The 25100-nt window shown below is 57.6% G+C and carries 20 protein-coding genes and 1 tRNA gene; 7 read left to right on the forward strand and 14 right to left on the reverse strand.

Features of this window, described 5'->3' with window-relative positions; all coding sequences use genetic code 11:
* Positions 1 to 24: 24 nt before the first annotated feature.
* The 5 genes from sufU to cobM all read right to left on the reverse strand — a co-directional run bounded on the left by sufU (position 25) and on the right by cobM (position 5786).
* On the reverse strand, positions 25 to 507 hold the full coding sequence (gene sufU, locus NW818_RS04755; RefSeq protein WP_011434254.1) for a Fe-S cluster assembly sulfur transfer protein SufU: 483 nt from the start codon (positions 505 to 507) through the stop codon (positions 25 to 27).
* Positions 508 to 674: 167 nt separating this feature from the next.
* The gene (locus NW818_RS04760; RefSeq protein WP_414423954.1) at positions 675 to 1892 is read right to left on the reverse strand and encodes an NAD(P)/FAD-dependent oxidoreductase; all 1218 of its coding nucleotides are present in this window, start codon (positions 1890 to 1892) and stop codon (positions 675 to 677) included.
* A complete protein-coding gene (locus tag NW818_RS04765) occupies positions 1850 to 2677 on the reverse strand; it encodes a sulfurtransferase (protein ID WP_414423955.1) in 828 nt (275 codons plus the stop codon). The genes NW818_RS04760 and NW818_RS04765 overlap by 43 nt, the downstream gene beginning before the upstream one ends.
* Before the next feature lie 38 nt (positions 2678 to 2715).
* Positions 2716 to 4797: a tetratricopeptide repeat protein gene (locus NW818_RS04770; protein WP_414423956.1), complete on the reverse strand. Its 2082-nt coding sequence runs from the start codon at positions 4795 to 4797 to the stop codon at positions 2716 to 2718.
* A 188-nt stretch (positions 4798 to 4985) separates the two neighbouring features.
* Entirely contained in the window at positions 4986 to 5786 is an 801-nt protein-coding gene (gene cobM / locus NW818_RS04775; protein WP_011434250.1) for a precorrin-4 C(11)-methyltransferase, read from the reverse strand.
* Between the two features lie 450 nt (positions 5787 to 6236).
* Between cobM and NW818_RS04780 the strand changes: the two genes are divergently transcribed.
* Positions 6237 to 6596, forward strand: a complete 360-nt coding sequence (locus NW818_RS04780) for a DUF559 domain-containing protein (protein ID WP_414423957.1) — start codon at positions 6237 to 6239, stop codon at positions 6594 to 6596.
* Positions 6597 to 6636: 40 nt separating this feature from the next.
* Here the strand turns inward: NW818_RS04780 and ispD are convergent, their stop codons facing one another.
* The 5 genes from ispD to NW818_RS04805 form a co-directional block, all read right to left on the reverse strand.
* A complete protein-coding gene (gene ispD, locus NW818_RS04785) occupies positions 6637 to 7344 on the reverse strand; it encodes a 2-C-methyl-D-erythritol 4-phosphate cytidylyltransferase (RefSeq protein WP_414423958.1) in 708 nt (235 codons plus the stop codon).
* A gap of 40 nt (positions 7345 to 7384) precedes the next feature.
* A complete protein-coding gene (locus tag NW818_RS04790; protein WP_240527655.1) occupies positions 7385 to 8755 on the reverse strand; it encodes an ammonium transporter in 1371 nt (456 codons plus the stop codon).
* 314 nt (positions 8756 to 9069) lie between these two features.
* Positions 9070 to 10482 carry an ammonium transporter gene (locus tag NW818_RS04795; protein ID WP_414357151.1) on the reverse strand — a complete coding sequence of 471 codons (1413 nt, stop codon included), beginning with the start codon at positions 10480 to 10482 and terminating at the stop codon, positions 9070 to 9072.
* A 154-nt stretch (positions 10483 to 10636) separates the two neighbouring features.
* A complete protein-coding gene (locus NW818_RS04800) occupies positions 10637 to 10975 on the reverse strand; it encodes a P-II family nitrogen regulator (RefSeq protein WP_011430352.1) in 339 nt (112 codons plus the stop codon).
* A gap of 150 nt (positions 10976 to 11125) precedes the next feature.
* The gene (locus NW818_RS04805; RefSeq protein WP_414423959.1) at positions 11126 to 12541 is read right to left on the reverse strand and encodes an IctB family putative bicarbonate transporter; all 1416 of its coding nucleotides are present in this window, start codon (positions 12539 to 12541) and stop codon (positions 11126 to 11128) included.
* Between the two features lie 930 nt (positions 12542 to 13471).
* On the opposite strand from NW818_RS04805, the gene NW818_RS04810 reads away from it, so the two are divergent.
* Positions 13472 to 14371 carry a M23 family metallopeptidase gene (locus NW818_RS04810; RefSeq protein WP_414328690.1) on the forward strand — a complete coding sequence of 300 codons (900 nt, stop codon included), beginning with the start codon at positions 13472 to 13474 and terminating at the stop codon, positions 14369 to 14371.
* A gap of 54 nt (positions 14372 to 14425) precedes the next feature.
* Complete coding sequence (holA, locus tag NW818_RS04815) at positions 14426 to 15493, forward strand: DNA polymerase III subunit delta (protein ID WP_414423960.1); 1068 nt, start codon at positions 14426 to 14428, stop codon at positions 15491 to 15493.
* 64 nt (positions 15494 to 15557) lie between these two features.
* On the opposite strand, the gene NW818_RS04820 is transcribed toward holA, so the two are convergent.
* From NW818_RS04820 to NW818_RS04830, 3 genes are all read right to left on the reverse strand, one after another.
* Positions 15558 to 16169 (reverse strand): cytochrome c oxidase subunit 3, encoded by a 612-nt coding sequence (locus tag NW818_RS04820; protein WP_414423961.1) that lies wholly within the window; start codon positions 16167 to 16169, stop codon positions 15558 to 15560.
* 118 nt (positions 16170 to 16287) lie between these two features.
* Complete coding sequence (gene ctaD / locus NW818_RS04825) at positions 16288 to 17994, reverse strand: cytochrome c oxidase subunit I (RefSeq protein WP_414417477.1); 1707 nt, start codon at positions 17992 to 17994, stop codon at positions 16288 to 16290.
* 77 nt (positions 17995 to 18071) lie between these two features.
* A complete protein-coding gene (locus NW818_RS04830) occupies positions 18072 to 19076 on the reverse strand; it encodes a cytochrome c oxidase subunit II (protein WP_414423962.1) in 1005 nt (334 codons plus the stop codon).
* A gap of 536 nt (positions 19077 to 19612) precedes the next feature.
* On the opposite strand from NW818_RS04830, the gene NW818_RS04835 reads away from it, so the two are divergent.
* The 4 genes from NW818_RS04835 to NW818_RS04850 all read left to right on the forward strand — a co-directional run bounded on the left by NW818_RS04835 (position 19613) and on the right by NW818_RS04850 (position 23616).
* Positions 19613 to 20716 carry an FAD-binding oxidoreductase gene (locus tag NW818_RS04835; protein WP_414423963.1) on the forward strand — a complete coding sequence of 368 codons (1104 nt, stop codon included), beginning with the start codon at positions 19613 to 19615 and terminating at the stop codon, positions 20714 to 20716.
* Positions 20717 to 20976: 260 nt separating this feature from the next.
* Positions 20977 to 21672 (forward strand): TPM domain-containing protein, encoded by a 696-nt coding sequence (locus NW818_RS04840; protein WP_414351270.1) that lies wholly within the window; start codon positions 20977 to 20979, stop codon positions 21670 to 21672.
* Positions 21673 to 21755: 83 nt separating this feature from the next.
* A tRNA-Thr gene (locus tag NW818_RS04845) sits at positions 21756 to 21828 on the forward strand.
* Positions 21829 to 22017: 189 nt separating this feature from the next.
* Positions 22018 to 23616, forward strand: coding sequence for a DUF6930 domain-containing protein (locus NW818_RS04850; protein ID WP_414423964.1), 1599 nt, complete (start codon positions 22018 to 22020; stop codon positions 23614 to 23616).
* A 258-nt stretch (positions 23617 to 23874) separates the two neighbouring features.
* Here the strand turns inward: NW818_RS04850 and fni are convergent, their stop codons facing one another.
* Positions 23875 to 24936, reverse strand: coding sequence for a type 2 isopentenyl-diphosphate Delta-isomerase (gene fni / locus NW818_RS04855; RefSeq protein ID WP_414423965.1), 1062 nt, complete (start codon positions 24934 to 24936; stop codon positions 23875 to 23877).
* Positions 24937 to 25100: the final 164 nt, after the last annotated feature.

A 25100-nucleotide genomic window follows, 5' to 3' on the forward strand; every position in this document is an offset into this window, starting at 1 on the left:
GACGGGGCTTGCCGCGCCTTTTGGTCAGTCGGTGTTTTCGTTGCTCACAAAGGCCGACCCATTGGCCTGGGGTTCGGGCGATTCCAGCGCGTATTTGAGCGCATGCCAGGCCAGGTTGGCGCATTTGATGCGCACTGGAAATTGGGCTACCCCTTTCATGGCGTTCAAAGCCCGTTGCTCCCGCGGGAACTCTTCGCCACCGCGCATCATGGCTTGGAAGCGCTCCACCAACTGCAGAGCTTCGGGGATGGTGCGCCCCCGCACCGCATCCGCCATGAGATCGGCAGAAGCCAGGGCAATGGCACAGCCTGCCCCCTCGAATTTGATATCGACAATCCGCTCCTGGCTGGGATCCAGTTGTAAGGTGAGGTCGATGGTGTCGCCGCAGGAGGGGTTGTGGCCGCGCTGGTGGCGGTGGACGGGATCCACTCTGCCGAAGTTGTGGGGCTTTTTGTACCGCTCCAGAATGACTTGCTGATAGAGTCCGCGCAGGTTATCTAGAGGCATTGTTGCTCCTGGTTGGTCGCTGCTCTGGCCGGTCGGCAAAAGTCGATCCGCTCATAGCCCATTGCCGCCGGGAATAGCCATAGTTCTCAGATATTCAGGATTTGGGAAGCGAGCCCGACCTGGCCCATCTGGTTTTGATCTTAACCCCGTTCTTGGTAGAGCTTGAGTCAGTAGAAAAACTCCTGCCAGCGCAGGGGCTTAAGTTTGCGCATGTACAGCCAATCAAAAAAGTTCTTCAGCACCGTGGCTGCATAGCCGCGCCAGACCAGCCTGCCTTTCTCGGCAACGGCAACGCGGTTCCCCACCGTTACACAAACAAAAACCGTGGCCTGCGGTCGGTAGGGGATCAGAGGTTGGCCGCGGATGAGCCGCAGCAGGTTTTGGGCTGCAATTGGCCCCTGGCGCACCGCGTACACGCCGATCTTGGGCAAGAGGCGGGATCCCCAAACAAAGTCAGCGCAGTCCCCCACCGCCAAGATGTGCTCTGAGCCTTGCACCCGCAGGTATTTGTCCACGAGCAGGGCTCCCGTCGGCCCTGTTGGCAAGCCGCAGGTGCTCAACCAGGCCGGCGCCTGGAAGCCACCTGCCCACAGGCGAGTCTGAGCTATCAACTCGGTGCCATCCGAGAGCCACACATGCTCCGGCCCAAAGGCTTTCACCTGACATCCGGCCCAGATTTCCACCCCCAGACGGCGGATTTCCCTTTCCACCGCCCGGCGGAAGGGTTCCGAGAAGCCCTCGACCAGATGGGCCTGGCGATGGATCAAGATCAGCCGGGCTTGAGCCAAGGGGATCCCTGTTTCTGCGCTCATTTCCCGGCAAAGATCGTAGAGTTCCCCCATCAGCTCTGTGCCGGTACAGCCTCCCCCTGCCACCACAAAGGTCAACAGACCCGGCGTCGGATCCCCCTGGGCTGCCCGTTGCCAGCACTGCCGGATCCAGGTTTGGGCGGCCACCAATTGTTCTGCCGGTCGAATGGTAAAGGCATGTTGGATCCCATCGATGGGGCGCAACTCCCGGCCCACATTCACCAACAGATAGTCGTAGGCCAGAGTTTGGATCCCGGCTTCACTCTCCAGGGTCAGGGTTCGAGCTTCGGGTTGGATGTGGGTGACTCGCCCCGGCAAAAACTGGGCGCCGTTGGCTTGAATATGCTCCAGCAAAGGGATCCGCACCAGCTCCAGAGAAAACCGACCACTCAGCAGCCGCGTGGACATGCCTGAATTAACACTGTAGGGATAGGGGTTGATGGCGATCACCCGTGCCTGCCCTTTGAGCGCCCGCAAGGCGTCGATGGCTCCATAGCCACATCCGGCCAAGATCACAGTGGGCAGGGATCCCCTCATGGCTGGAGCGGGAACTTCTGGAGATCCCCGGCTGCCCATTCCAGGATGGAACCGGAATAGCTTTTGGCCTGCCGGCCCAAATGGGTCAAAACCACCGTGACCCAAGCGGAGCGAACCCCAGCTGTGCAGTAGGCAATGATCTCGGCTTCTGGAGGGATCCCGGCTTTTTGCAGGCGGGCGTGAATTTCATCGGGCGGCAATAGGGATCCCGCCGCATCCATCAGCTCCTTGTAGTAGAGATGCACAGCGCCGGGGATGTGTCCACCGCGCGCCTCACCATAGGGGGTGGCTCCCTTGTATTCTTGGGCTTCGCGACTGTCGAGGATGGCCACACGGTCGGAGCCAAGGCTGGCCCGCAGAGTGTCCCGGTCGATCTCCCACCGGTCGGTTCGCCGCACTACAAAGTCGCCCCGTTGCGGTTCGTCGGCGCTTTGTCGGGTTGTGGTCAGCACTCCCTCCTTCACCAGGGCCGGATAGCCCCCGTCCACCATGACTGCCTGGGGATGACCCAAGCTGCGCAACATCCAAACGATCCAGCCATCTTCTCCCCAACCCCGCAGCGGATCGGCCACCACCACCACCGGACGCCCCTGAAACACGCCAAGGCCCTGCAGCTTTTCGGTGAGAAGGGCATCATCTGCCAACAGCTTGCCGCTGTTGGCAGCCTCTGGTTGAGTAAACTCCGTCCAGTTCACCGGAATTGAACCCTTCAGGATCCCGTCGGCTTGCAATTCCGCACTGCGTGCATCCAGAAGCGTTGCCCCTTGTTGGATGAGCTGGATGGCGGTTGCAGGGCTGACCACCCAACCTGGCGTTGGTGTCATGGGTTGAGAGAACCTTAACTGGAAGATCCTATCCCACCTTACGGGACGAGTAGGCCGGTATGGGCCTCTTCCATCTGTTTGGAGAGAAGCCGTTGCAGGCTCACTCTGGCTTCGGAGAAGTTGGGAGCGATTTCCAAAGCCGAGCGAAAGTGTTCAATGGCCTGCTCCAGCTTGCCTTGGCGGGCAAGGATGGATCCCAGACGATAGTGAGCTGCTCCATAGCTGCCATTGCTGCGAATGGCCCGTCGATAGCTGGCCTCCGCCGAGGTTAGATCCCCCTTGATGCGCGCCACTTCGCCCAGGCCAAAGTGAGCTTCTGGCAACTCTGAATCTCCTTCGAGGGCCTGTTCAAACTGCTGCATAGCCTGCTGCAACTGTTGGGGCTGGATGAACTTGCGCCCAGAGGCATCCCGTTGTTTGGGCCCCAAGTAGGCTAGGCCAATGGCGGCCATTGCTGCGTGCAGATCGGGGGCCAGCTCCAAAGCCCGCCGGTAGTTCTTGATGGCTTCGCTGTATTGCTCTTGGCCTGCCAACACCAGACCCAAACCGTAGTAGGCGCGAGCCTGCTGTCTTTTGAACTGGCCATTGAAGATCACCTGGCTGAACTCTTGGCTGGCTTGAGCCAGATGACCTGCATGCACCATTGCCAAACCCAGATCCACCCGCACACCGGCTGCCAACTCAGGAGCGAGATCCAGGTTGAGAGCAGTTCGGAAGGCTGCGATTGCCGCTTTTAGCTGTCCTTTGCGCATCAGCGCTTGTCCCATCACGACGTGGCCCAGGCCCAGGCGATCATTCAACTCCAAAGCAGCCCAACAGGAATCGATGGCCTCGTCCCATTGCCCCAGCTTGAGGCGAACTTGAGCAATGCAGAGATGAGCCTCGCTGAAGTGGGGATCCAGCCCCAGGGCCTTTTGTTGCTGGGCCAACGCTTCTGCCCAGTTGCCCTTCTCTGCCCAGGCTTGGCCGAGCAGGCTATAGATCTCAGCTTGGGCGGATCCCTGGGTGAGGGGGAATGCTTCGGGTAAGTGGGCCAGAACTTCATCCGGCTGATGCTGGGCCAGCCACTGCCGTGCTAGAGCCTTCAGGGTTTCCACCAGGTGGGTGTTGATGCCGCTCCAGTTCGGGTTCAGGTGTTTGGCCTGTTGGTAGTGGCTCAATGCCTCCTGCAGTCGGTTGGTTTTTGCCAACAGATGGGCCAGCTCAACGTGGGCCTCGACATGATTCGGCTGTTGCCGCACGGCCTCCCGAAACCGCTCCACTGCCTCAGGAATTGGATTGGCCTGTAAAAAGGACAGCCCTTCTGTAAAGGGATCCTGGGATCCCTCCCGCTCAAAGGTGTTGATGGCACGCCGGCCTTGCCAACCCAGCCAGCCCCCCCCTGCAGCCAAGATCAACAGCGGGATCCCCAACCCCAGCGATCTGGCTCGGGCAGGAACATCGGCTTGCCCAAAAGAGCGCACCACCAACCCAGCCCCCAGCAGGAGAGACAAAGCCAGAACTCCCCCCAAGAAGGGCCTTAGAGCAGGCCTGTGCAACCATTGATCAAGTGTCGGAAAGTTGGCCAGAACGTCGATAGGAGAACTGGGGCGAGCAGTTGTAGGCAGAGGGGTCGGGATCCCGTCTTGGGAAGGGGCATGGCCAACCGAGGCCTGGCTTGGAGCCGCTTCTGGCCAGCGCTCTTTCTGAATTTTGGGAACCGGTGCCCCCAGAGTTTTAACTTTGCGAAAATCGGAGTTGTGGTCGGGATCCACAACAGGTTTTTGGGCCTCCAGCACCTTGATCTCAGAAATCTTGGTGCCCGGTAATACAATCTGCGTGGCATCGGCACTGCTTTCCCCAGAGGACAAGTAGAAGACTTTTTTCCACTGCGGCTGTGTTTCCCCCTGAAGCCGACCGTACACCACCAGTTGGCTAACTCCCTGCACAGGCAAGCCCCCCAATTGGCTGGCAACTCGATGCAACACCATAGAGCGGCTAAACATCCCCTGCCGTGGGAGATCCACCATGAGGTAAAGGACATCTTGCTTCAGGGCCGAACGGGTTGGCAGGGGGGCCAGGGCCTTCTGCAGAGCCTTGATCAGGGTTTCCACGCTGCGAGCAGCAGATGAGCCAGCCATAAAGTTAGAGTTTGCAAAGTTAAGTTAGAGAGTGAAAAAATGGTCTTGTAACAACTCCAATCCAAGAGGGATCCACTTCTCTCGGCAAAAACGAGTACCCCCTCGCCAGAAGTCAAGGCCTCTGACCTCATCTTGCTGCCTCATTGTGCTCAATCTGCCGGAGTCCGTCAATATACTGAAAGAGCCTGTTACAAACGGGGCTGCCGGCCCATTCTGGGACGGAAGAGGTGGGTGTGGTCAGGGCTGTAGAGCCGCGAGCGGGCAGATCTGGAGCTTGACAAGCCTTTCAAGGCAGGGCTGACGAGATAGAGCACTGTGCGTTCTAAGCCGGCTTGCCGGGTGAGGGCGGCCATCTCGGCCAGGGATCCCAGCCAGATCTGTTCGTCCGGCCAACCCAAGCGATAACAAACGGCAACCGGGGTATCGGCGGGGTAGTGAGCCAGCAGATCTGCCTGCGCTTGTTCTACGTGGCGGGCGCTCAGATATAGACACAAAGAGGCGCGGTGGGCTGCCAGACTGGCCAGGGCTTCTGCTTCCGGTACCTGGGTGCGACCGCTGGCGCGGGTGAGGATAATCGTCTGTACCAACTTGGGTATGGTCAACTCCACCTGCAAACGGGCGGCTGCCAATTGAAAGGCGCTTACTCCCGGCACGATCTCAAAAGGGATCCCTGCCTCCGCCAGCCGGATCAGCAGCTCGTGCAGAGCGCCGTAAAGGCAGGGATCCCCATCCTGCAGCCGCACCACCCGCCGCCCCGCCTTGACCCGTTCCACAATTTGCGGCAGCAGCGTTTCCAGCGTGAAGGAGCGGGTGTCAATGGCCTCAACCCCAGGGCGACAATGGGCCAACACTCCCTCTGGCACCAAAGAACCTGTGTAGAACACTACATCGGCTTCCGCCAGCAGTCTTTGCCCCCGCAGGGTAATCAGCTCCGGATCCCCGGGGCCAGCCCCGACAATGTAGACAGGCCACGACGTCGGTTCGCGCATTTGCTTGCTTCCTACCCCTTCAAGGGCCTCTTTGAAGATCCCTTTTCCAAAGTCTTTTCAAACTGGATTCCAAGGGAACTTATCTGGAGGCTCAAGCAGGCAAGATCACGACAGGCACTCGCATCCCATCTTAAGGTACGTTCGGAAAGACTATTATCCCTACGTTGTTTTACCCCAGCCGATTGCTCTCCTCCTGAGGGGGCCAGATCTCCCACCTTGCCCGCCGGAGCCTGAGCCGCCACAGATGCCTGCCCGTCCGCTGGAGCCGGAGCCGCCACAGATGCCGGAGCGCCCAACGGAACCTGAACTACCTCGAATGCCGGAACGCCCTGTTAGGCCAAATCTACCCGAGCTACCCCAGCCTTTGATGGGCAAGCTGCAATCGGCATGGGCAACTGGTGCTGGTGCATAGAGCAGTCTAGTGTCCGGTGCTATACCCCTGATATCGCAATGCAGGTATCTAGAGATGGAAAAAGATCACTCGTTTTACTCATTGACATTGAAATTGATGAGCCATGGTTTCTTGAAGGTAATCTGTGTAGGCCAGCCCATACTGTGAATGATCCTAAGCAAAGTAAGCGTGATGCTTATCTAGCGGATAGAGGCTGGGTTGTAGTTCGGTTCTCAGAACGGCAAGTTTATGAAGAAAGTGAAAAGTGCATTAATCTCATCTTTTGCTTGGTTTCAGGTGTCTTGGGTGCATTAGATTCTAAACAGCCAGACTTATCATTTTCATTTCCAACGGACCACAAGAGATGGGGTGATCAAAGTGCTCTTAGTGAACCTAGATTTCTTCCTCCCTACTTTTAATTCCCAAGGTTGAGACTGGCCCTACCGGGATTGAATTGAGCTAACGCGCTGGTCCGAGACGCTGCTGCAAGATTTGTGCGGCCAGCAACACATCCAGGGGGGTGGTTAGCTTCAGATTGGATTCCTCCCCTTCGACGATGTAGACTGGCCAACCCAGCTTCTCGAATAGGGCTGCATCATCGGTTACCTGCCAACCCTGGGCCAGAGCCTCCCGATGGGCTTGCCATAGCATCGACAGGCGAAACCCCTGCGGCGTTTGCGCTGCCCACAGCCGGCTGCGTTCTGGGGTTGACTGAATTTGGATCCCTTTTGGGCCTGCCTCAGCGACTTTAATCGTGTCCTTGACAGGTATCCCCGCGATGAGACCATCCACCTGCTGCAAAGCAGCACTACAGCGATCGAACAACTCAGGGGTAGCCAGGCAGCGGGCCCCATCGTGAATCAGCACCCATTCCACCGTCCCCCACCCATAGAGATACTCAACCCCCTTGCAAACCGACTCCTGCCGCGTCGCCCCCCCTTGTAAAAGCTGCACCGGCGTGGACAGATCCATTGCCGCCAGGATCTGCTCGATGGCTGGCCAATCGCCGGGTTGGGAGAGAATGCCAATCCACTCGATGGAGCTGGCCTGATCCGCAGCCTGCAACGTCCAAGCCAAAATTGGCTGACCCAAGAGCGGCAGCAACAGCTTGTTGACCGCAGCCCCCATTCGCTTGCCGCTGCCAGCCGCCGGGATCAGAAGGTGCATGGGATCCAAAAGTGCATCCAACCGGATCCCAGTGTACTGCTCAACCTTCCAACTCTCCCGAAGCAGTGACAAAGTCAGGGTAGGCAATGTTGCCGTGCTCGCCAATATCCAAGCCGGCCAACTCTTCTTCTGCCGAGACGCGCAGACCGATGGTGCCCTTCAAAATCAAAAACAAAGCCAGACAACAGATAAAAGACCATCCTCCCAGGGCAATAACCCCCAGAATCTGTACCGGCAACACCGCCCAAGTCACCCCCGCTTCCGCATGGGCAAACCACGGGATCCCTGCAGCAATGACCCCCCAAGCGCCGCACACCCCATGTACCGACACCGCCCCCACCGGGTCATCCACCTTCAAGGTGCCCTCGATAAACAGCACCGACAACACCACCAACACCCCGGCCACCGAGCCGATAAGGATTGCCCCCAAAGGATGAACAGTGTTGCAAGGGGCAGTAATGCCCACCAGCCCCGCCAGTGTCCCATTGGCTGCAAACGTCATGTCCGGCTTGGTAAAAATGGCCCAGGAAGTACAGAGAGCGCCGATGGCTCCTGCCGCCCCGGCCAAATAGGTATTGAAAGCAATCCAGCCAATATCAGGAATCGCTGCCGTTGTAGAGCCGGCATTAAAGCCAATCCAGCCCAGCCACAGGATCAACGCCCCCAACATGCCCAAGGGTAAGCTATGCCCGGGAATAGCCCGCGGCTCCCCATTGGGACCATACTTGCCCAAGCGCGGCCCCAACACCAAAGTTCCCGCAAAAGCTGCAGCCCCACCCACCAAGTGCACCACCCCCGACCCGGCAAAGTCAATGTAGCCCAGGTTTTCCAGCCAGCCGGCTGTACCACCGTTGTAGTCGGCAAACAGGCCATTCCAGGCCCAGCCCCCGGAAATCGGGTAGATCGCCCCAGAGATGACGATGGAGTAAATCAAATAAGCCAAAAAGCGGGTGCGTTCCGCCATTGCCCCGGAGACAATGGTGGCAGCGGTGGCGGCAAACACCAGTTGGAAACAGAAGAACGTGAAAGGCCAAGCATCGTTTTGACTGCCGGCTTCAGCTCCCTGTTGCCAGTTGAAAAAAAACCAGTTGGTGCCCAAAAAACCGGCCACATGGGATCCGAACATCAGCCCAAACCCCAAAAACCAAAAAGCGCAGGCCCCGAAGCAGAAGTCCATCAGGTTCTTCAGGACAATGTTGGTAGCATTTTTAGCCCGCGTGAAGCCCGCCTCCACCATGGCAAAGCCCGCCTGCATGAAAAACACCAGCGCCCCGGCCACCGTTGTCCAGACGATGTCGGCATGGTATTGCTGAGTTTTCAGTAAGGTTTGTAGCTCAGCCCAAGCCTCGGGTGGGAGAGCCTGTTCCAGAGCCGTGAGATCCGTCTGGGCCAGAGCAGGCGGGGCAACCAAACTTCCCAACCCCAGCAAAGCTCCAACCCCCAGCAGGACTTTCCCCCCTGTCCTCAAACCCAAAAGGATCCCCTGCCGAAGACGAGAGAAAACAGTCTCACCTATCTGACTTTTCATCTCGATTCCAAGTCCCACACCTCGATTTTGAGCTATTTCTCCCCTCCTACCCGTAACCACCTACACCAATGCCACCAAATACATTAGCAAGCCATAAAAGAGAGGGCCAGCCCTGACCCTCCCTTTTGATGCTCATTTGATGCTCAGTTCAGCAATGCTCCGATCCGGCAACCCCAGGTCAGACCGAGCACAACGGCTCAAGATTGCTCCGAATCGGTGGCAGCAGTAACGAAGTCGGGGTAGGCCACGTTGCCATGCTCGCCCACATCCAAACCGGCGATCTCTTCCTCGGCGCTGGTGCGCAGGCCGGTTACAGCCTTGAGGATAAAGAACAGGATCAAGCAGGTAATAAAGGGCCAGAGGAAGTAGGCCAGAGCGCCCACCACTTGTACCCCAAATTGGGCCCAGGTGACCTCTTCAGCATAGTTGGCATTGGCAAAGAAGGGGATCCCTGCTGCCAACACCCCCCAGATACCACAGGTGCCGTGTACCGAAATCGCGCCCACCGGGTCATCAATTTTCAGCACCGTATCCAGGATCACCACCGAAATCACCACCAGAATCCCGGCCACCGAGCCGATGATCAGAGCACCCAAAGGATGGACGCTATCGCAAGGGGCAGTGATCCCCACCAAGCCGGCCAGGACACCGTTGGCGGCAAAGGTCATATCCGGCTTGCCAAAATGAACCCAAGAGGTGAACATCGCCCCAATTGCTCCAGCCGAAGCTGCCAGCAGCGTATTCATGGCAATCCAGCCAATATCGACAGAGGCTGCAGTGGTGGAACCGGCATTAAACCCGATCCAGCCCAAGGCGAGGATAAACACCCCCAACATCCCCAGCGGCAGGTTGTGGCCGGGAATAGCCCGCGGCTCTCCATTGGGGCCGTACTTGCCAATGCGAGGGCCAAGCGCGATTGCACCTGCCAAGGCCGCAGCGCCCCCTACCAAATGCACCACCCCCGACCCGGCGTAGTCGATGTAGCCCAGATTTTCCAGCCAGCCGGCTGTGCCGCCGTTGTAGTCGCCGAACAGCCCGTTCCAGGCCCAACCCCCAGAGATGGGGTAGATTAGCCCAGAAATAACGATCGAGTAGATCAAGTAGGCCAAGAACTTGGTGCGCTCTGCCATCGCTCCGGAAACAATGGTGGCGGCGGTAGCGGCAAACACCATCTGGAAGACAAAGAAAGTAAAGGGCCAGCCATCTGCCTCGTAAGCCTGCTGCCAGCCAAAAGCAAACCAGTCAGTGCCGAAGAAGCCAGCACTTTTGCCGAACATGAGGCCAAACCCGATGAACCAGAAGGCGCAACAGCCCATGCAGAAGTCCATCAAGTTCTTCATCATGATGTTGGCGGCATTCTTGGCGCGGGTAAAGCCCGTCTCCACCATGGCGAACCCCGCCTGCATGAAGAACACCAAGGCCGCCGACACGATCGTCCAAACAACGTCAGCGTGTTTCTGAACTTCCTCGGCCTCTTGAGCAAAGGCAGTTCCCTGGCCGAATAGAAAAACCAGCGCAGCCATTAGAGCGGCAGTCAGACTCCACTTGGCCGGTCGCCAAAGCCACTGGGGCACCTGGCTCTTGAGCTTTTGGATCATTGTCGTACTCATGCTTTTCGACTCACCTAAAGTGACAGTACTTCTCGCAACACATTACCCGAAAAGTAGGGCAAGAACACCTCATCAGATATACAGCAAAAGAGACATGAAGCAAACTCACACGAGGCTCAGGCCGGGCAACCCAAACCCTGAACGTGATCCCTTCTCATAGGGCATCTTGGTTGAGCTCGCCAGTTCGGATGCGGATGGTTTTTTCGACGGGGCTGATGAAAATCTTGCCATCCCCGATTTCGCCGGTGCGAGCCGCTGCAATCAGCTTCTCCACCACCGTATCCACCAGGTCATCTTCGACCACGATCTCCACTTTCAGCTTTTGTAGGAACTCTACCGTGTACTCGGATCCCCGATAACGCTCGGTTTGTCCCTTTTGCCGGCCAAAACCCCGTACTTCACTTACGGTCATGCCGACAATTCCGGCATTGACCAAAGCAATTTTGACCTCATCCAACTTGAATGGCCGGATTACGGCCTCGATTTTTTTCATTTGCCTCCTGCACCCCGGACAATTCCGCTAATTTCTAACACTACTGACACCTGCAAATTGTAAAAACAGATACATTTTTATCTCCTACTGAAGATGCTTACCACTCTGGATTTGCTCCCGTCAAGACCGGAAGGCCAAGCTTAAGCTACCTTAACGGGAGGAAGTCCCCACTGGCGTCTCACCAGCATCTGTAAGCGGCTGAGGGCTGAGAGAGGCCAAGCTGGCTGTAATGAGCGCTACCGCAAGCCACCACAGCATTTGTACCTGTGGACGATACCAGATGGTATCCACCAAGCCGTGGACCATCATGCCGGTGCAAGCGGCCAAGCCCGCTGCCACCCACAGACCCTGGGGATCCCGCAAGTTGAGCAAAGTTTTCCAGCATCTCCAGCCGTGATCCCAGAGCACCAAGAGGAACCAGGCGAAAGTTAAAGATCCGATGAAGCCAGTCTCCACGGTGAGCTGCAGCGGCACTGAATAGGCTCCAAGGGCGCTGAAGTTGCCTCGTTGGTAGAGGGGATAGACGCGGTTAAAGGCAACATTACCGGGGCCGATCCCCAAGATGGGAAAGTCGCGGATCATGTCCAAGACCGCCGCCCAGACGTTGATCCGAAAGTTGTTGCTGGTGTCTAGCCGCCCCCAAAAAAGGCTCTGCACCCGCAGCCGCAGGGAGCGTACCGTCAGGATTCCGAGCAACAAAGCGGCCCCCCCTCCACTCAACAGAACCGGCAAGGCCCAACGCCGCCAACGAGCCGGCAAATCGATAGAGTGCCACTGCGCCAACAACACGGCCATCAGGGTGAGCATAGCCAGCCCCCCAATCCAGGCACCGCGACTGTAGGTGAGCAACAGGCAAATCAGGTTCACCGCCGTCGTAAACCCGGCCAGGAGTTTCGCTCCCCAACTGGGCCAAATCCAAGTGGCGGCCAGCCCCAGGGGAATGACCGGGATCAAGTAGCCCCCGTACAGATTTGGGTTGCGCAGATAGCTGTACACCCGCGTCAGACCCGCCAAACCCGACTCCGGATCCACCCAGGTGGCCAGTTCCGCTGCCCCATAAAAGTATTGCCGCAGGCCGTAGACCCCCATCACCAAGCTGACCAAAAGCAGGGATCCCACAATCCCATCTCGGAATTGGGGTTTGCGCAGCAGACGATGCAACAACAGATAACCAGCCAGGTAGAGAGTCAACTTCAGCCAGCCATCCCGTGCTGCGTAGGCAACCGGAGAGAGAATCGTTGCCAAGGTGGCAATTCCCCAGAAAAGGCCCAGGGGCAGATGCAGCGGCAGCCCAATCGGCATTTCCACCAAAGCGCACAGGCCCACCAGAGCAGCCATAGCCAGCAAAATCAGGCCCAGGATGCCGGTGGAGCTTTGTGCAGAGAAAATCCAGTAGAGCAGCACTAGCCCCAGGCCGATGCGGTCGGAAGTCTGCACCAATACGCTGCTTTTCCCCCAACTCTGCAGGGATCCCAATAGACGACCCAAAAGGCTTCCCTGCCACCAAGCCTTGATGGGAAAATCGCGCAGCAGAAAACCGTGCCACCGTTGCGTTGCTCGTTCCATAACCCTCCGGAGCCTGTTGGGCACAAGTTCATACGCCCCAAGTCACCTTCCGATTGCGTCGGTGGGACGAAGTTCCAGCTTATATCCCCAGAGGCAAAGAGACAACGAAGAAGAGCGCAACTTCTTATCGCGCCAGCCGGACAAAGTACCCCTCAACAAAAACAAAGAACCGGCTGACTCACAAGACTCTACAAGACAAAAGGCATCGAAGAGTTATCAAAGTTGGGTTTTCAATCTTAAGAACAAGTCTCTGTAAAAAGCAAAGAAGAACAGCAGGAAAAACTACAAAAAGCTCTATCTCAATCTTCAATCAAATGTTGGATTGCCGCAATCGAAGATCTCCTGATCTACCACAGACCGATTCTCAAAAGATTCTTCAGGCAACACAGGCTAGCACTTGACCTTGAGATCCTCTTTCACCTTCGGCATTAGGAGAAGGGATTTGATCGCCTAAGCGGGATCCAGACCAACCTTCCTTGGCTCTAACTGCGTTCTGGGAATTGGAGTTGGAATAGTGAATCTGAATACGAGTAGGACGGCCCAGACCCAGGGCGGATCCCATGCAACGGGCTAAGATTTGCACCTTAAACTCAAACTCGCCAATGCCATCCATAATCTTTAACCCTGCAGTCTCTGCTCCTAATTCAACTGTAGGAGAAGGTCTACGAAACCTCTTCAGTGGGAATACAGAACTTTTTGAGCTGCGGAGACTTCTGGATTATGAAAGTTATGTAAAGATGCCTTTGTTTTCGCCAGACAGGGCGAGTACTTGACCTATTCTTAAATAACTTGAGTCAAGCTAGGGGCGAGACTGGCTCCCTCCACCAAGCTGAGCAGGGATCCCAGCCAAACCGCTTAGACAAGGTGAGCTGGCTTACGCAAAATGAAGTATGGGGAAAATACGGATGAGGTGGGAAGGGGTGAGGATGAATGTCGAGACAAAGATCCGAGATAAAGATCATCTTGGGCTTGGGCTGTGGGATCTGTCTGGGAGCGCTCTCTGCTGAGGCCAGTACTCTCCAGGTGCAGGTGAGCCCTCCCGATCCCCTTTTGGGGTACACCGTTTCTGTGCAAATCACAGCCGCACCGGAAACTTTGCTTGGGGATTGGCCTAGGGTCAGCCTAATCCATCCCGATGGCACACAAGCCCACTACCCAGCTTTCCAGATAGCGGCCAACCGTTGGCGGGCGTTGATCCCCACTACCCCTTTGGATGCTCCTGGAGCTCGCCAGATTCAGATCCAAGGGTTTATCCAAGATGCCATCCCACCTCCCTTGCAACTGTCTTTGCAACCGCGAGAGTTCCCCGTTCAAAGGATTCGCCTACCGGCGGGGGCCAGCGTCTGGGCCACAGAGGTGGAATGGACTAAGGTAGAGGCTTTTCGGCAGCACATCAGCCCGGAGAAGTACTGGCAAGGGTATTTTCACCGTCCAGCCCAAGGCCCGGTTACCACTGCGTTTGGGGTGCGCCGCTACTACAACGGCCAGTTTGCGGAAGATTATTATCATCGCGGTATTGACTATGCAGGCCCTGTGGGGGCAGTGGTGGTGGCTCCCGCAGCCGGTTGGGTTAGGCTGGTGGGCTACGAATCGGAAGGCTTTCGCGTTCACGGGAATACCATCGGCATCGATCACGGCCAAGGAGTGACCAGCTTGTTGCTGCATTTGAGCCGCATCGATGTGCGAGAGGGAGAGTGGGTGGAAGCCGGCCAGCCGGTTGGGGCCATTGGGGCTACGGGAACGGCTACGGGGCCCCACTTGCATTGGGGGCTATTTGTCCACAACCATTCGGTGGATCCCGTGCCATGGCTGCATTTGGCTATTGAGTAGATTGTGAATAAATGGAGATCTCCGCTGGGAGATTGGGGATCAATCGGTCGAAGCGTGCCCGTTTACCTGTACTGGGGGGATGATACCTATCGCCTGATGCAGGCGGTACAGCAGTTGCGGGATCAAGTGCTGGATCCCCACTGGGCAGCTTTTAACTACGATCGCCTGCCGCCGGAATCCACGGTTGCCGGGCTCAACCAAGCCATGACCCCGCCGCTGGGATCCACCGCCCGCTTGGTTTGGCTGGAAGAGACGACGCTCACCCACCATTGCTCGGAAGATCTGTGGGAAGAAGTGGAGCGCACACTGGCCCAGTTGCCCCCCACCACCCATTTGCTCTTGACCACCAGCAGCAAACCGGATGGGCGCCTGAAATCCACCAAAATCCTCAAGAAAACGGCCATTGTCCGCGAGTTTTCCCAACTGGCCCCTTGGGATGAGGAGGGCATTCTCCAGCAGGTGCAGCGGGAAGCTGAACAACGGGATCTGGCCCTCAGCCCGGCAGCCGCCCAGAAATTGGCCGAGGCGGTGGGCAATGACTCCCGTCGCTTGGCGATGGAATTGGAAAAGCTGGCCCTGTTTACGGCAGGTCAACAGGATCCCATTTCTCCTGAACAAGTCGAGGCGTTAGTTCCCGCCAGCGCCTACAACAGCTTTCAATTGGCGGGATCCCTGCGCAAAGGGAATCTGGAACAAGCCCTACGCATCTTGACCCATCTGCTGGATCACAACGAGCCGGCCCTGAGGATTCTGGCGGTGTTGGTAGGCCAATTTCGCACCTGGCTATGGGTGCGGCTGCTGCTGGATCAGGGAGAACGGGATCCCAAGGTCATCGCCCAGAAAGCAGAAATCGGGAATCCCAATCGGGTTTACTTTCTGCAAAAAGAGGTGGGATCCCTGAAGACCACAGCTTTACTGAAAGCAATGCAGCAGCTTTTGCAATTGGAATACAACCTCAAGCAAGGACAGCCGGAACGAGATGCCTTTCAAGAAGCGCTGATCCAAATCGTGGCCTTTCTCCAGAAAGGCTCATCTTCCCGCAGCCGCTCTCAGACCTCAGCCGCCGCTCTTCTTGGGGAGAGGGGAACCGTTGGCCCAGCGAGCCGATCCACTGCCACTTGAGGTAACCATGGAGCAGAGCTGAAATGGCTCTACGGGTTGCTGCCAAAATGGCTTCGAGACAACCTCAGAGCAAATAGAGCAAGATAAACAACACGATCCAAACCCCATCCACAAAGTGCCAGTAGATCTCGGCAGCTTCGACGCCAAAATGATGTTGGGCGCTGTAGTGGCCGGGTTTAAAGGAGCGCCAGAGCACCGCCAGAATAAACAGCAACCCTGCCAGCACGTGAAGACCATGAAACCCCGTTAAAACATAGAAGGTGCTGGCAAACAAATTGGTGGTGAGGCCAAACTCCAGGTTGCTGTACTCATAGAGTTGCCCTGCCAGGAAAACCGCCCCCATCAGGGCTGTGAGGGCAAACCACAGTCGCAGGCCCTTGACATCATTGGCCTTGATGGCCGACCCAGCTTTGTGAATGACGAAGCTGCTGGAGAGCAAAATCACCGTGTTGATCCCAGGCAAAAGCAATTCCCGCTCTGGGGTTCCCTCCGGCGGCCACACCGGGGCGGTGAGGCTATAGGCCAGGTAGGCCATGAACAGCCCTAGGAAAAGACAGCCTTCTGCCACCAAAAACATCAAGATGCCAAAGACGCGATGATCCGGGTGCTCAGCATGGGCAGTGTGGGCCCTTGAGTGGCCAACCATCAGCGTTTCAGAGGCAAGGGATCCTTGCATATTCCTTTCCACCTAAATTCCTGAATTCCTGAGACTTCTTGAGGCTGTACAAGCAGCCCAGCCAAGACTGGAATACCCAGTGAGCAGGGGATCAGCCGCCCACCGGGCATCCGGCCTGCTAAGAAGAAGTAGGCTCCGCTTCTGCCAGCGCCAGCTCCCGCAAGCTCTGCAACTGAGCAGCAAAGTAGTCCAGCGTCTCTTTGCTGTGCAAGCCGTAGTCGTAGGGGCCAGTTAGCAGAATGGGATCCCCATAAAAGTTGTGATGGGGCGGGGGAGAAGAAGTTGTCCACTCCAGTGTCAGGGCCTGCCAAGGATTATCCCCAGCTTTTGGCCCGGCCACCCAGGAGTAGATGGCGTTAACCAAAAAGGGCAGGGTGGAAATGGCCAGAACAAAGGCCCCCACCGAGCTGATCCAGTTGAGGTCGGCAAATTGGGGATCGTACTGGGCCACCCGGCGGGGCATCCCCATCAGGCCCAGCTTGTGCATCGGCAAGAAGCACATGTTAAGGCCGACAAAGGTCAACACAAAGTGCACCCGCCCCCAAAACTCGTTCAGCAGCCGCCCCGTCATCTTGGGGAACCAGTGGTAGATGCCGGCATAGATCCCAAAGACGCTGCCGCCAAACAACACGTAGTGTAGGTGGGCCACCACAAAGTAGGTGTCGTGAACGTGGATATCCAGAGGCACCGAGGCGAGGATAATCCCGCCCAAGCCGCCGATCACGAACATCGAGACAAAACCCATGCCAAACAGCATGGCCGAGCGGAAGTGGATTTTGCCGCCCCACAAAGTGGCCAGCCAGCTAAACACCTTGATCCCAGTGGGAACGGCAATGGCCATGGTGGCGATCATGAAGAACACCCGCATCCAGTCAGGGGTGCCACTGGTGAACATGTGGTGAGCCCAGACGATCAACCCCAAAAAGCAGATGGCCAAGCTGGAGTAGGCGATGGCCTTGTAGGCAAAGATGGGCTTGCGGGCATGCACCGGCAAAATCTCCGAGATCATGCCAAAGACCGGCAAGATCATGATGTAAACCGCCGGGTGGGAGTAGAACCAGAACATGTGCTGGTACACCACCGGATCCCCGCCGCCGCTGGGGTTAAAAAAGGCCGTGCCTGCCAAGAGGTCAAAGCTAAGCAAAATCAATGCACCGGCCAAAACCGGTGTTGCAATGAGGGTAAGAACAGAGGCTGCCAGCATGGCCCAGCAAAACAGCGGCATGTCTTCCATCTTCATGCCGGGCATGCGCATCTTCAGGATGGTGGTGATGAAGTTCACGGCTGCCAGGATGGAGGAGGTTCCTGCCAGCAAAATGCTCAGGATCCAGAGTTCTTCGCCCACTTTGCCGCTGATCAAGCTGAGGGGGGGGTAGGAAGTCCAGCCGGCAGCCGGAGCCTCTATGAACAGGCTGGCCAAAAGCAGGATCCCTGTGGGCGGAACCAGCCAAAAGGCCACTGCATTCAGCTTGGGGAAGGCCATATCCCGCGCCCCGATCATCAGCGGTACCAGGTAGTTGCCAAAGCCCCCCACCAAAGCAGGCACGATCCACAAAAAGATCATGATCGTGGCGTGCAGGGTAAAGGCACCGTTGTACCGCTCAAAGCCGAGAAAGTCGGCCTCTGGAGTAGCCAGCTCTGCCCGTACTGCCGTCGCCAGCGCCCCTCCCACCAAGTAGAAGAAAAAGGTGGTCACCAAGTACTGGATCCCGATGACCTTGTGATCGGTGGAGAAGGTAAAGAAGCGCCACCAAGGCTCAGCAGGAAGTTCAAGTTCAACCTTCGGTGCAGCAACAAGTCTTGGGCTGTCTTGCAGCTGGGTCATTGCACAAAAGCTCCTATATCGCGTTGGCAGAATGTTGTTCCCACAAGCGCAGGCCAAAGGGGCGTCAGGGATCCCGGCTAGCCTGCGGAAGGAAGGGATCCAGAATGGGACTGGAGAGACTTCAAATCTGAGGGGGAGACGCCCAAACGCTGGTGGTGGACATGGGCAAAGGCAGACTCGGCCTCAGGGGAGCCTGGCCGAGGAGAGGGATGGACTGGCGAGAAATCTGAAACGAGGGCCAAGGTGCTGCCCTCGCCACGGGCGGCCAAAACTTGCTCCTGCTGCCAGCGCTCGAAGTCTTCCGGCGTATCCACAAACAATTGCCCTGCCATCACCCCATGATAGGGGCCGCACAGCTCTGCGCAGATGATGGGGTACTGCCCCAGTTGAGTGGGCACAAACTCCAGGTGGGTTTCTCGGCCAGGGATGACATCCTGCTTCAGGCGAAATTGCGGTACCCAGAAGGCATGGTTCACATCCAGAGCCGTCATATCCAAGCGCACCCGCTTGTTCAGAGGAAGGTGCAGCTCGCTGGCCACCAGGCCGGAATCCGGGTAGGTGAACATCCAAGCATATTGCATGCCCTGAACTTGAACGACCAGATCCGGCTGGCCCATCTCCTTCCCGGGTAGCACCGCAGGCGTGTAGGCGTAGCCGGGATCCCCCGCCTCAGCTTCGTGGGAAGACTCCATCGCCATGGCTGCGTGGATGTGCCCGCCGACATCAGCACCCCCGTAGATGGCCTGGTAAACATCCAAGCTGGCCAAGCCCAACCAAAGAATGATCACCGCCGGCACCGCCGTCCACACGATCTCCAGCAGCACATTGCCGTGGCTGGGATCCCCGTCGCCTTTGTCGCCTCGCCGCTTGCGGTAGCGGACAATACAGTAGAGAAGCACTCCCTGTACCACCAAAAAGATCCCTGTGGCAATGGTTATGGTGCTGTTAAAGAGGCTGTCGAACAAGGGGGCTGATTCGGCAGCAGATTCGGGAAGCAGATGGTGGTTTTGCCCGTACCAAAGGCTGGCAAGGGTCAGGAGGATCCCCATACCCACCAAGATGATGTTGCTAATCGCACTCACGACTGCTTTTCCCCAATACAAAGAGCGTCCATCCTAGCAGATAATCTGCTCACAGCGTCTGCAAACTACCTTGCTCAACTTAATCCGTCGTTTTTTACTGTTGCCGTTTTTTATTTTTGTTTGCATTGTTTACGGAGTTTACAAAGTTTTCCGATTGTAGAGTCTGCTTCGCTGCGCACGGCTTCTCCACTAGTATCAGATAGTAGTCTGCGGGAGAGAGAAACCCTGCAGGCTTATGGATCTCTTCAGGATCTTTCAGGGTGAGCAGTGACGAGGCGGAGCTTTGGTTCCGAGATTTTCGGCAGACCTGTGTAAGGGCGGTACCACATTGAAGGCTGGCTCTGGTTGAGGGTCATCTCTCCAAGCTGAGATTTTTGCTGGCTGTAGACTGAGGTAGGGTGGGATAACCCCGCAATTAGGCTGGTTTGGACAGGTTTTCTCTCTTTAATCTCTGCTTCTGTTTAATCTCTGCTTCGCTTTCCCCAATGTCTTCTCCCCATTCACTGGCGACCTTGCTATCTGATCCAGGGGATCCCTTGCCGATCCAGACTCCATCAACGGTCTCGGAATTGGCCGGAATCTTAAAGGAGTGCCAAGGGCGGAAAGTGCTGCCGCTGGGGCAGGGGAGCAAGTGGGGCTGGGCCCACTCTGTGGAGCCGGTGGATTTGGTTCTCAGCACGCGCGGCTTACGCCGGCTCATCGACCATGCGGCTGCTGATCTCACCGTCACGGTGGAAGCTGGCATGACTTTGGCGGAACTGCAACACATCTTGGCCGAGCGGGGGCAATGGTGGCCGGTGGATCCCCTCTATCCGGAGCGGGCTACCCTGGGGGGCATTATCGCCACTGCCGATACGGGTTCTCTGCGCTGGCGTTACGGCGGGATCCGCGACTTGCTGCTGGGCATAGCCTGGGTGCGGGCGGATGGGGAAGTGGCCAAAGCGGGCGGGCGGGTTGTCAAGAATGTTGCTGGCTATGACCTGATGAAGCTGTTCACCGGATCCTTGGGCAGCTTGGGAATTTTGACCCAGGTGAGCCTGCGGCTTTACCCCTTGCCGGCAGCTCAGTCTGCTTTGCTGGCTACAGGATCCCTGCCGGAGCTGGAGGTTTTGTGTCGGCAGGTGCTGACCGGCCCCGTTAACCCTGTGGGGGTGGATCTCTGGCTGAGGGCAGAGGGATCCCAAGTTTGGCTCAGCTTTCACGGCTCGGAGCGAGCAATCGCCCAACAGATGGCCCAAACGCGGCGGCTGGCCCCTGCAGGGCTGACTTTGCAGGAAGTGAATCCCGACTCTCTGCCCCTGCCTCAACCCGGCTCAGGGGCGGTGCTGGCCAAGTTCGGGTGCCTGCCCAATCAGAGCCTGGCAACATTGGAGCAGTTTCAAACCCTGTTTCCTGGGGCTCAGGTGCAACTGCACCGAGGCTGTGGGCTAGGGCGGGCTTGGCTGGTTCAGCCAGAAGTGGGATCCCTGATGCAACTGCAGCGCTACCTCAAGTCTGCGGGCGGATTTCTCCTGCTTCTGGAGGCGCCGCCGGCTCTGAAGAAGGCTCTTGCCCATGACTTTGGCCCGGCTGCAAGTCTGATGCGCAAGCTGAAGCAGCACTTCGACCCCGCCGGCACCTTTAGCCCCAGCTTGATATAAACATCGCCCTCGCCACCGCTGCTTCCTCGGGATCCCTCTGGCCAAACGTCTTGTTCCGGTGCATGATAGATCTATAAGAAATTGAAACATTTCTTAACATCATTTCTCAGTATCTCAGCGTCAAAGCTAAGAGAGGGATCAGCATGAGCATCGAGTGGCAACGGATACTCCGCGTTGGGGTGGGCTTTTGCCTTGGGCTGTTGATTGCGGTGGGCGGGGGATCCCTGACCTGGGCGCAACCTGCCCTGCCGGTGGTGCCGATGGAGTTGCCCCAGCCGCCTGTGCCGGTCTTGGACTTAGCGGATCAGTTGACCAGCAATCAGGAAGCTCAACTGGCCCAGCATCTGAACAAGTTAGAGCAAGACACCGGCTGGAAGCTGCGGGTGCTGACTCAGTTTGATCAAACTCCAGGCCGTCAGGTGAAAGAGTACTGGGGCTTGAATGAGCGCAGCGTTCTGATGGTGGCGGATCCCAGGGGGGGCAACTTGCTGGCGTTTAATGTAGGGGATGCTGTGCGCGAGATCTTGCCACGTACCTTTTGGATTGAGCTGCAATCTCGCTTTGGCAATCAATTCTATGTGCGGGAGCACGGCACCCACCGCGCCATCTTAGAGACCGTGGATGTTTTGGATCGCTGCTTTCATCAGGGAGGCTGCCGCGTGGTGCCCGGCCTGCCTCAAGAGCAGTGGATCCTGACGCTGGTGACCTCGATTTTGGGGGGGATTGTCCTTGGGTTTGCCGGCAAGCCCCGCCATGCGGAGGAGCTGTTTAACTGGCGTTGGGCCTTGCTCATTTCTCCCCTGTGGTTCATTCTGTTCGGGGCCTTCGGTATCGGGCCGGTGGTCACACGCACGCAGGATTGGATCCCGGTGTTGCGCAACGTCTTGGGGTTTCTGGCAGGGGCTTTGGTGATCTACCTGGCTCCCATTGCTCGCCCGGCAGTGGATCAGCAGTAGCTGACTCGTGAAGTCGGCTGGGCGCCCTTCCCTGCGAGCCCCAGTTCGCAGGGGACAAATGCTAGAATCGGTGAGCAGAAATTGCTGATGTAGCTCAGTTGGTAGAGCACTCGACTTGTAATCGAGCGGTCGTCAGTTCGAATCTGACCATCAGCTTCTGGTGCCATGGAACTTGGCTCTGCTGTCTCCTCTCGCTGAAGCCGAACTCAGCTTCTACACTGGTGGTTAGATTGGCATTAGCGGGAGCCCTGGGCCTTACCGGCAAAAGGCCAAGGCCGTTCCCTGCTCAGTTTGGCATACCTACTCAGCCGATTGGGTTGTTCTCCTGATTCTCCTTGGATGTCTATGTCCGGTCTCCCAGCCGCTACGGTTCGTCGATTGCAAAAGCTGCCCCAGGTGCCCTCGGTGTGGGAAGGGGATCGCCACAAGCTCTCAGGATCGCCACCCATGGGATCCCAAACGGAAGGGGAGTGCATTCTTTGGGTAGATGGCGTTCAGGGCGTGGTACGGGCCATGGAAGTGGTGCCCGCCGATTCTGGCTTTGAGCCGATGGTGCGAACCTTGATCATGGCTATGGAGCGGCCCCATGCTGCCTCACCTGCTCGCCCCCAGAAGATCATCGTGCGGGATCGAGAGGTGCAATTTTTCTTGCGCGGCATCCTGCACGAGCTGGACATTAAGGTGGAATGCCAGCCGGAATTGCCTCTGATCGACGAGATCCTGCAGAGCTTTGAAGAGGCCAACGAACGGATCCCTCCCCCTCTGCCGGAACACTATGTTGAGTTGCTGGCCGGCAAAGCCCTTACCCTCTGGCGAGATGCTCCCTGGGATTACCTAGAGGATCACCAAATCTTGGCCATCGACCTAGATCACTGGGACATCCAAACCCTTTATGTCTCGGTGATGGGGCGGTTGGGCATGGAGTATGGGGTGCTTTTTTATCGCTCGCTGCCCTCTCTTAAACAGTTTCGCCAGGATGCGGCCCAGCCGGATACTCCCGAAGAGATGGAGGAAGCCTTCCTCAGGCAAGATTGTCTCTATCTCACCTTCCAAGCTGGCAATCCTGAACTTAACGAACTGCCGGATCTGGACTTGGCAGAGTTGGATCCCGAGGAAATTGAGCCGAACTTCGGCACCATTCACCCCCTGGAAGGCTTGCGCGTGACTTTGCAGGAGGATGAGGCGGCGGCCTTATCGGTGGCCCTGGAAGCCTTGCATCGCTTCTTCAAGCAGTACCACCGCAAGCTGGAAGATGACTTTCGCTCCTATCAAGGTCGGTACCGCATTCCCAATCCCCAAGAGAAGGGGACAACCCTTTCGGTGCAGGTGCGCACCCTGCCGGACGTGGCCGAAGAGCTGCTGGAGCTGGAAGAGGAGGCGGAAGAACCTGCACAAACCCTGCTGCGGGATGATTTGGTGCCGGAAGGGGCGCAGATAGGTCTGGGGGTCTTGCCGTGGACAACGGTGGAAATGCTGCGGCGCACGGGGCAATGGCATCCCCTCCCCCAAAGCAAGCTGGTGAAAAATGGAGAAGGGCTGCCGGTGGTGATTGTGCGCACCTCTCGATCAAAAGCAAAGCAGCTCATCGAGAATTTGCGTGGGGAAGGTGGGCCGCAAGGCGTTTGTTTCAACACAGGGGTGGATCCCTTCGATGGCGATCGCTACGACTTGGAAATTGTGCAAACGGGCAATCGCGATCTGCACCTGTTTGGAGAGTTTCCCGAAGATGATCCCGTTCACTCCATGGCTCGCAAGCGCTGGGAGCGGCGTTGCCGGGATACGGGTGGCTATTGCGGCTTGGTGGTGGCGATGGGGGTGAATTCTACGCGCCCAGAGCTGCAAGTGCGCCACATTCTGGCCTTGTTTGAGATGCAGGCTTTGAACCCAACGGGACTGGGACTGGGGCCGATGGTGCGGGTTAGCCGACAATTGCACTTGCCTTGACCGTCCAGATGGAGGCAGGTTAGGTGCTGCTGGTAACCTGAGCAACTTTCTCCCAGCCGGGATCCCTTCTTTCTATCTCTGGCAGGTTTACCGGGCGGTGATTCGGTTTTTCCAGGGATCCACGCTATCTTGGCTCTGGTTCTCTCCTGGGTGCTGACCGGCAAAATAGCTCGACAAAGCATCTCGACAAAGCATACAGTGGCCCTATCATCTGGGGGCTCTGGTATTGACCCTCAGTTTGTGGCAAGTGCTTGGAGTTTAGGGCAAGGGATCCCAAGTATCCTGCCGCCGCAGGGTAGCTTGTCGCAGCCGAGCCAAGTTGGCCGATCCGGTGCAAAAGGCAACAATGCGCAGCTCCTCGATCACGGCGCGAAAGGTGTCCACCACTGCCTGCATCTGTCCTTGGGAGACGGCGTGTAAAGCGGGGGCGGCCATACCCACCACATCGGCTCCCAGACGGATAGCTTTGGCCGCGTCGATGCCATTGCGGATGCCGCCGCTGGCCACCAGGGGTAAGTCCGGCAGCAGGCGACGAATTTCCAGCAGGGACAAAGCCGTTGGGATCCCCCAGTCCCTGAAGCTGTGGGCGATGCGTTTTTTGAGAGCATCTGTTTGGCGATGGGCCTCCACCTCGCTCCAACTGGTGCCGCCCGCCCCCGCCACATCCAGGGCTGCCACGCCGCATTCGGCCAGCTGCTGGGCTACTTTGGCACTGAGGCCATTGCCCACTTCCTTCACCACCACCGGCACCGGTAACTGCGCCACCAACCGTTCGATGCGGCCATACAATCCACGCCAGTCGGGATCCCCTTGGGGCTGAACCGCCTCCTGGAGAGGATTGAGGTGCAGAATCAGCGCATCCGCCTCGATCATCTCCACCGCCCGTCGCGCCTGCTCCACCCCATAACCGTAGTTGAGCTGAACGGCACCCAGGTTGGCCAGCAGCAGAATATTCGGGGCCACTTGGCGCACCTGGTAAGTCCGGGCTAGCTCTGGATGTTCCAAGGCTGCCCGCTGGGATCCCACCCCCATGGCAATGCCCAACTGTTGGGCAGCGGCAGCCAGTTGTCGGTTTAGCTCATGGGCAGCCTCTGTTCCCCCCGTCATGCTGCTGATGAGCAGGGGTGCCTGTAGGCGTTTTCCCAAGAATTCGCAGCTTAGGTCGATCTCCGGCAACAGCAGCTCCGGCAGCGCCACATGCTCAAAGAAAAACCGCTCAAACCCGGTGCGGATCCCTTTGGCAGCCACATCCTGCTGCAGAACAATGTCCAGGTGATCCTGTTTGCGCTCGGAAATGGGGGGGAGAGAATCGGCCATCATGTCAGCAGTGCGGAGCACCTTGGTCTTGGTAGAGATTGTCAGTCTATAACGCCGCGCGCTGCCAAAAGCGAACAGCATTGCCCGTTCGCGCTAGCGGGACGGAGTCCAAGGTGACTCGCTATCTACTGGGACAGCAGTGCGGTTCCCGGTAGGGTGCCGGAGGC

Origin of the sequence: Synechococcus sp. R6-5, assembly GCF_047461775.1 — a bacterium.
Taxonomy (GTDB): domain Bacteria; phylum Cyanobacteriota; class Cyanobacteriia; order Thermostichales; family Thermostichaceae; genus Thermostichus.

What these genes read in the sequence shown, in the direction of transcription:
- NW818_RS04800 (WP_011430352.1), bottom strand. Translation starts at nt 10,975, where the DNA reads ATGAAAAAAATCGAGGCCGTAATCCGGCCATTCAAGTTGGATGAGGTC.
- NW818_RS04805 (WP_414423959.1), bottom strand. Translation starts at nt 12,541, where the DNA reads ATGGAACGAGCAACGCAACGGTGGCACGGTTTTCTGCTGCGCGATTTT.
- NW818_RS04810 (WP_414328690.1), top strand. Translation starts at nt 13,472, where the DNA reads ATGTCGAGACAAAGATCCGAGATAAAGATCATCTTGGGCTTGGGCTGT.
- ispD (WP_414423958.1), bottom strand. Translation starts at nt 7,344, where the DNA reads ATGCACCTTCTGATCCCGGCGGCTGGCAGCGGCAAGCGAATGGGGGCT.
- NW818_RS04840 (WP_414351270.1), top strand. Translation starts at nt 20,977, where the DNA reads ATGGAGTTGCCCCAGCCGCCTGTGCCGGTCTTGGACTTAGCGGATCAG.
- NW818_RS04820 (WP_414423961.1), bottom strand. Translation starts at nt 16,169, where the DNA reads ATGCAAGGATCCCTTGCCTCTGAAACGCTGATGGTTGGCCACTCAAGG.
- NW818_RS04760 (WP_414423954.1), bottom strand. Translation starts at nt 1,892, where the DNA reads ATGGGCAGCCGGGGATCTCCAGAAGTTCCCGCTCCAGCCATGAGGGGA.
- NW818_RS04770 (WP_414423956.1), bottom strand. Translation starts at nt 4,797, where the DNA reads ATGGCTGGCTCATCTGCTGCTCGCAGCGTGGAAACCCTGATCAAGGCT.
- fni (WP_414423965.1), bottom strand. Translation starts at nt 24,936, where the DNA reads ATGATGGCCGATTCTCTCCCCCCCATTTCCGAGCGCAAACAGGATCAC.
- sufU (WP_011434254.1), bottom strand. Translation starts at nt 507, where the DNA reads ATGCCTCTAGATAACCTGCGCGGACTCTATCAGCAAGTCATTCTGGAG.
- NW818_RS04850 (WP_414423964.1), top strand. Translation starts at nt 22,018, where the DNA reads ATGTCCGGTCTCCCAGCCGCTACGGTTCGTCGATTGCAAAAGCTGCCC.
- ctaD (WP_414417477.1), bottom strand. Translation starts at nt 17,994, where the DNA reads ATGACCCAGCTGCAAGACAGCCCAAGACTTGTTGCTGCACCGAAGGTT.
- cobM (WP_011434250.1), bottom strand. Translation starts at nt 5,786, where the DNA reads ATGCGCGAACCGACGTCGTGGCCTGTCTACATTGTCGGGGCTGGCCCC.
- NW818_RS04780 (WP_414423957.1), top strand. Translation starts at nt 6,237, where the DNA reads ATGCAGGTATCTAGAGATGGAAAAAGATCACTCGTTTTACTCATTGAC.
- NW818_RS04765 (WP_414423955.1), bottom strand. Translation starts at nt 2,677, where the DNA reads ATGACACCAACGCCAGGTTGGGTGGTCAGCCCTGCAACCGCCATCCAG.
- NW818_RS04795 (WP_414357151.1), bottom strand. Translation starts at nt 10,482, where the DNA reads ATGAGTACGACAATGATCCAAAAGCTCAAGAGCCAGGTGCCCCAGTGG.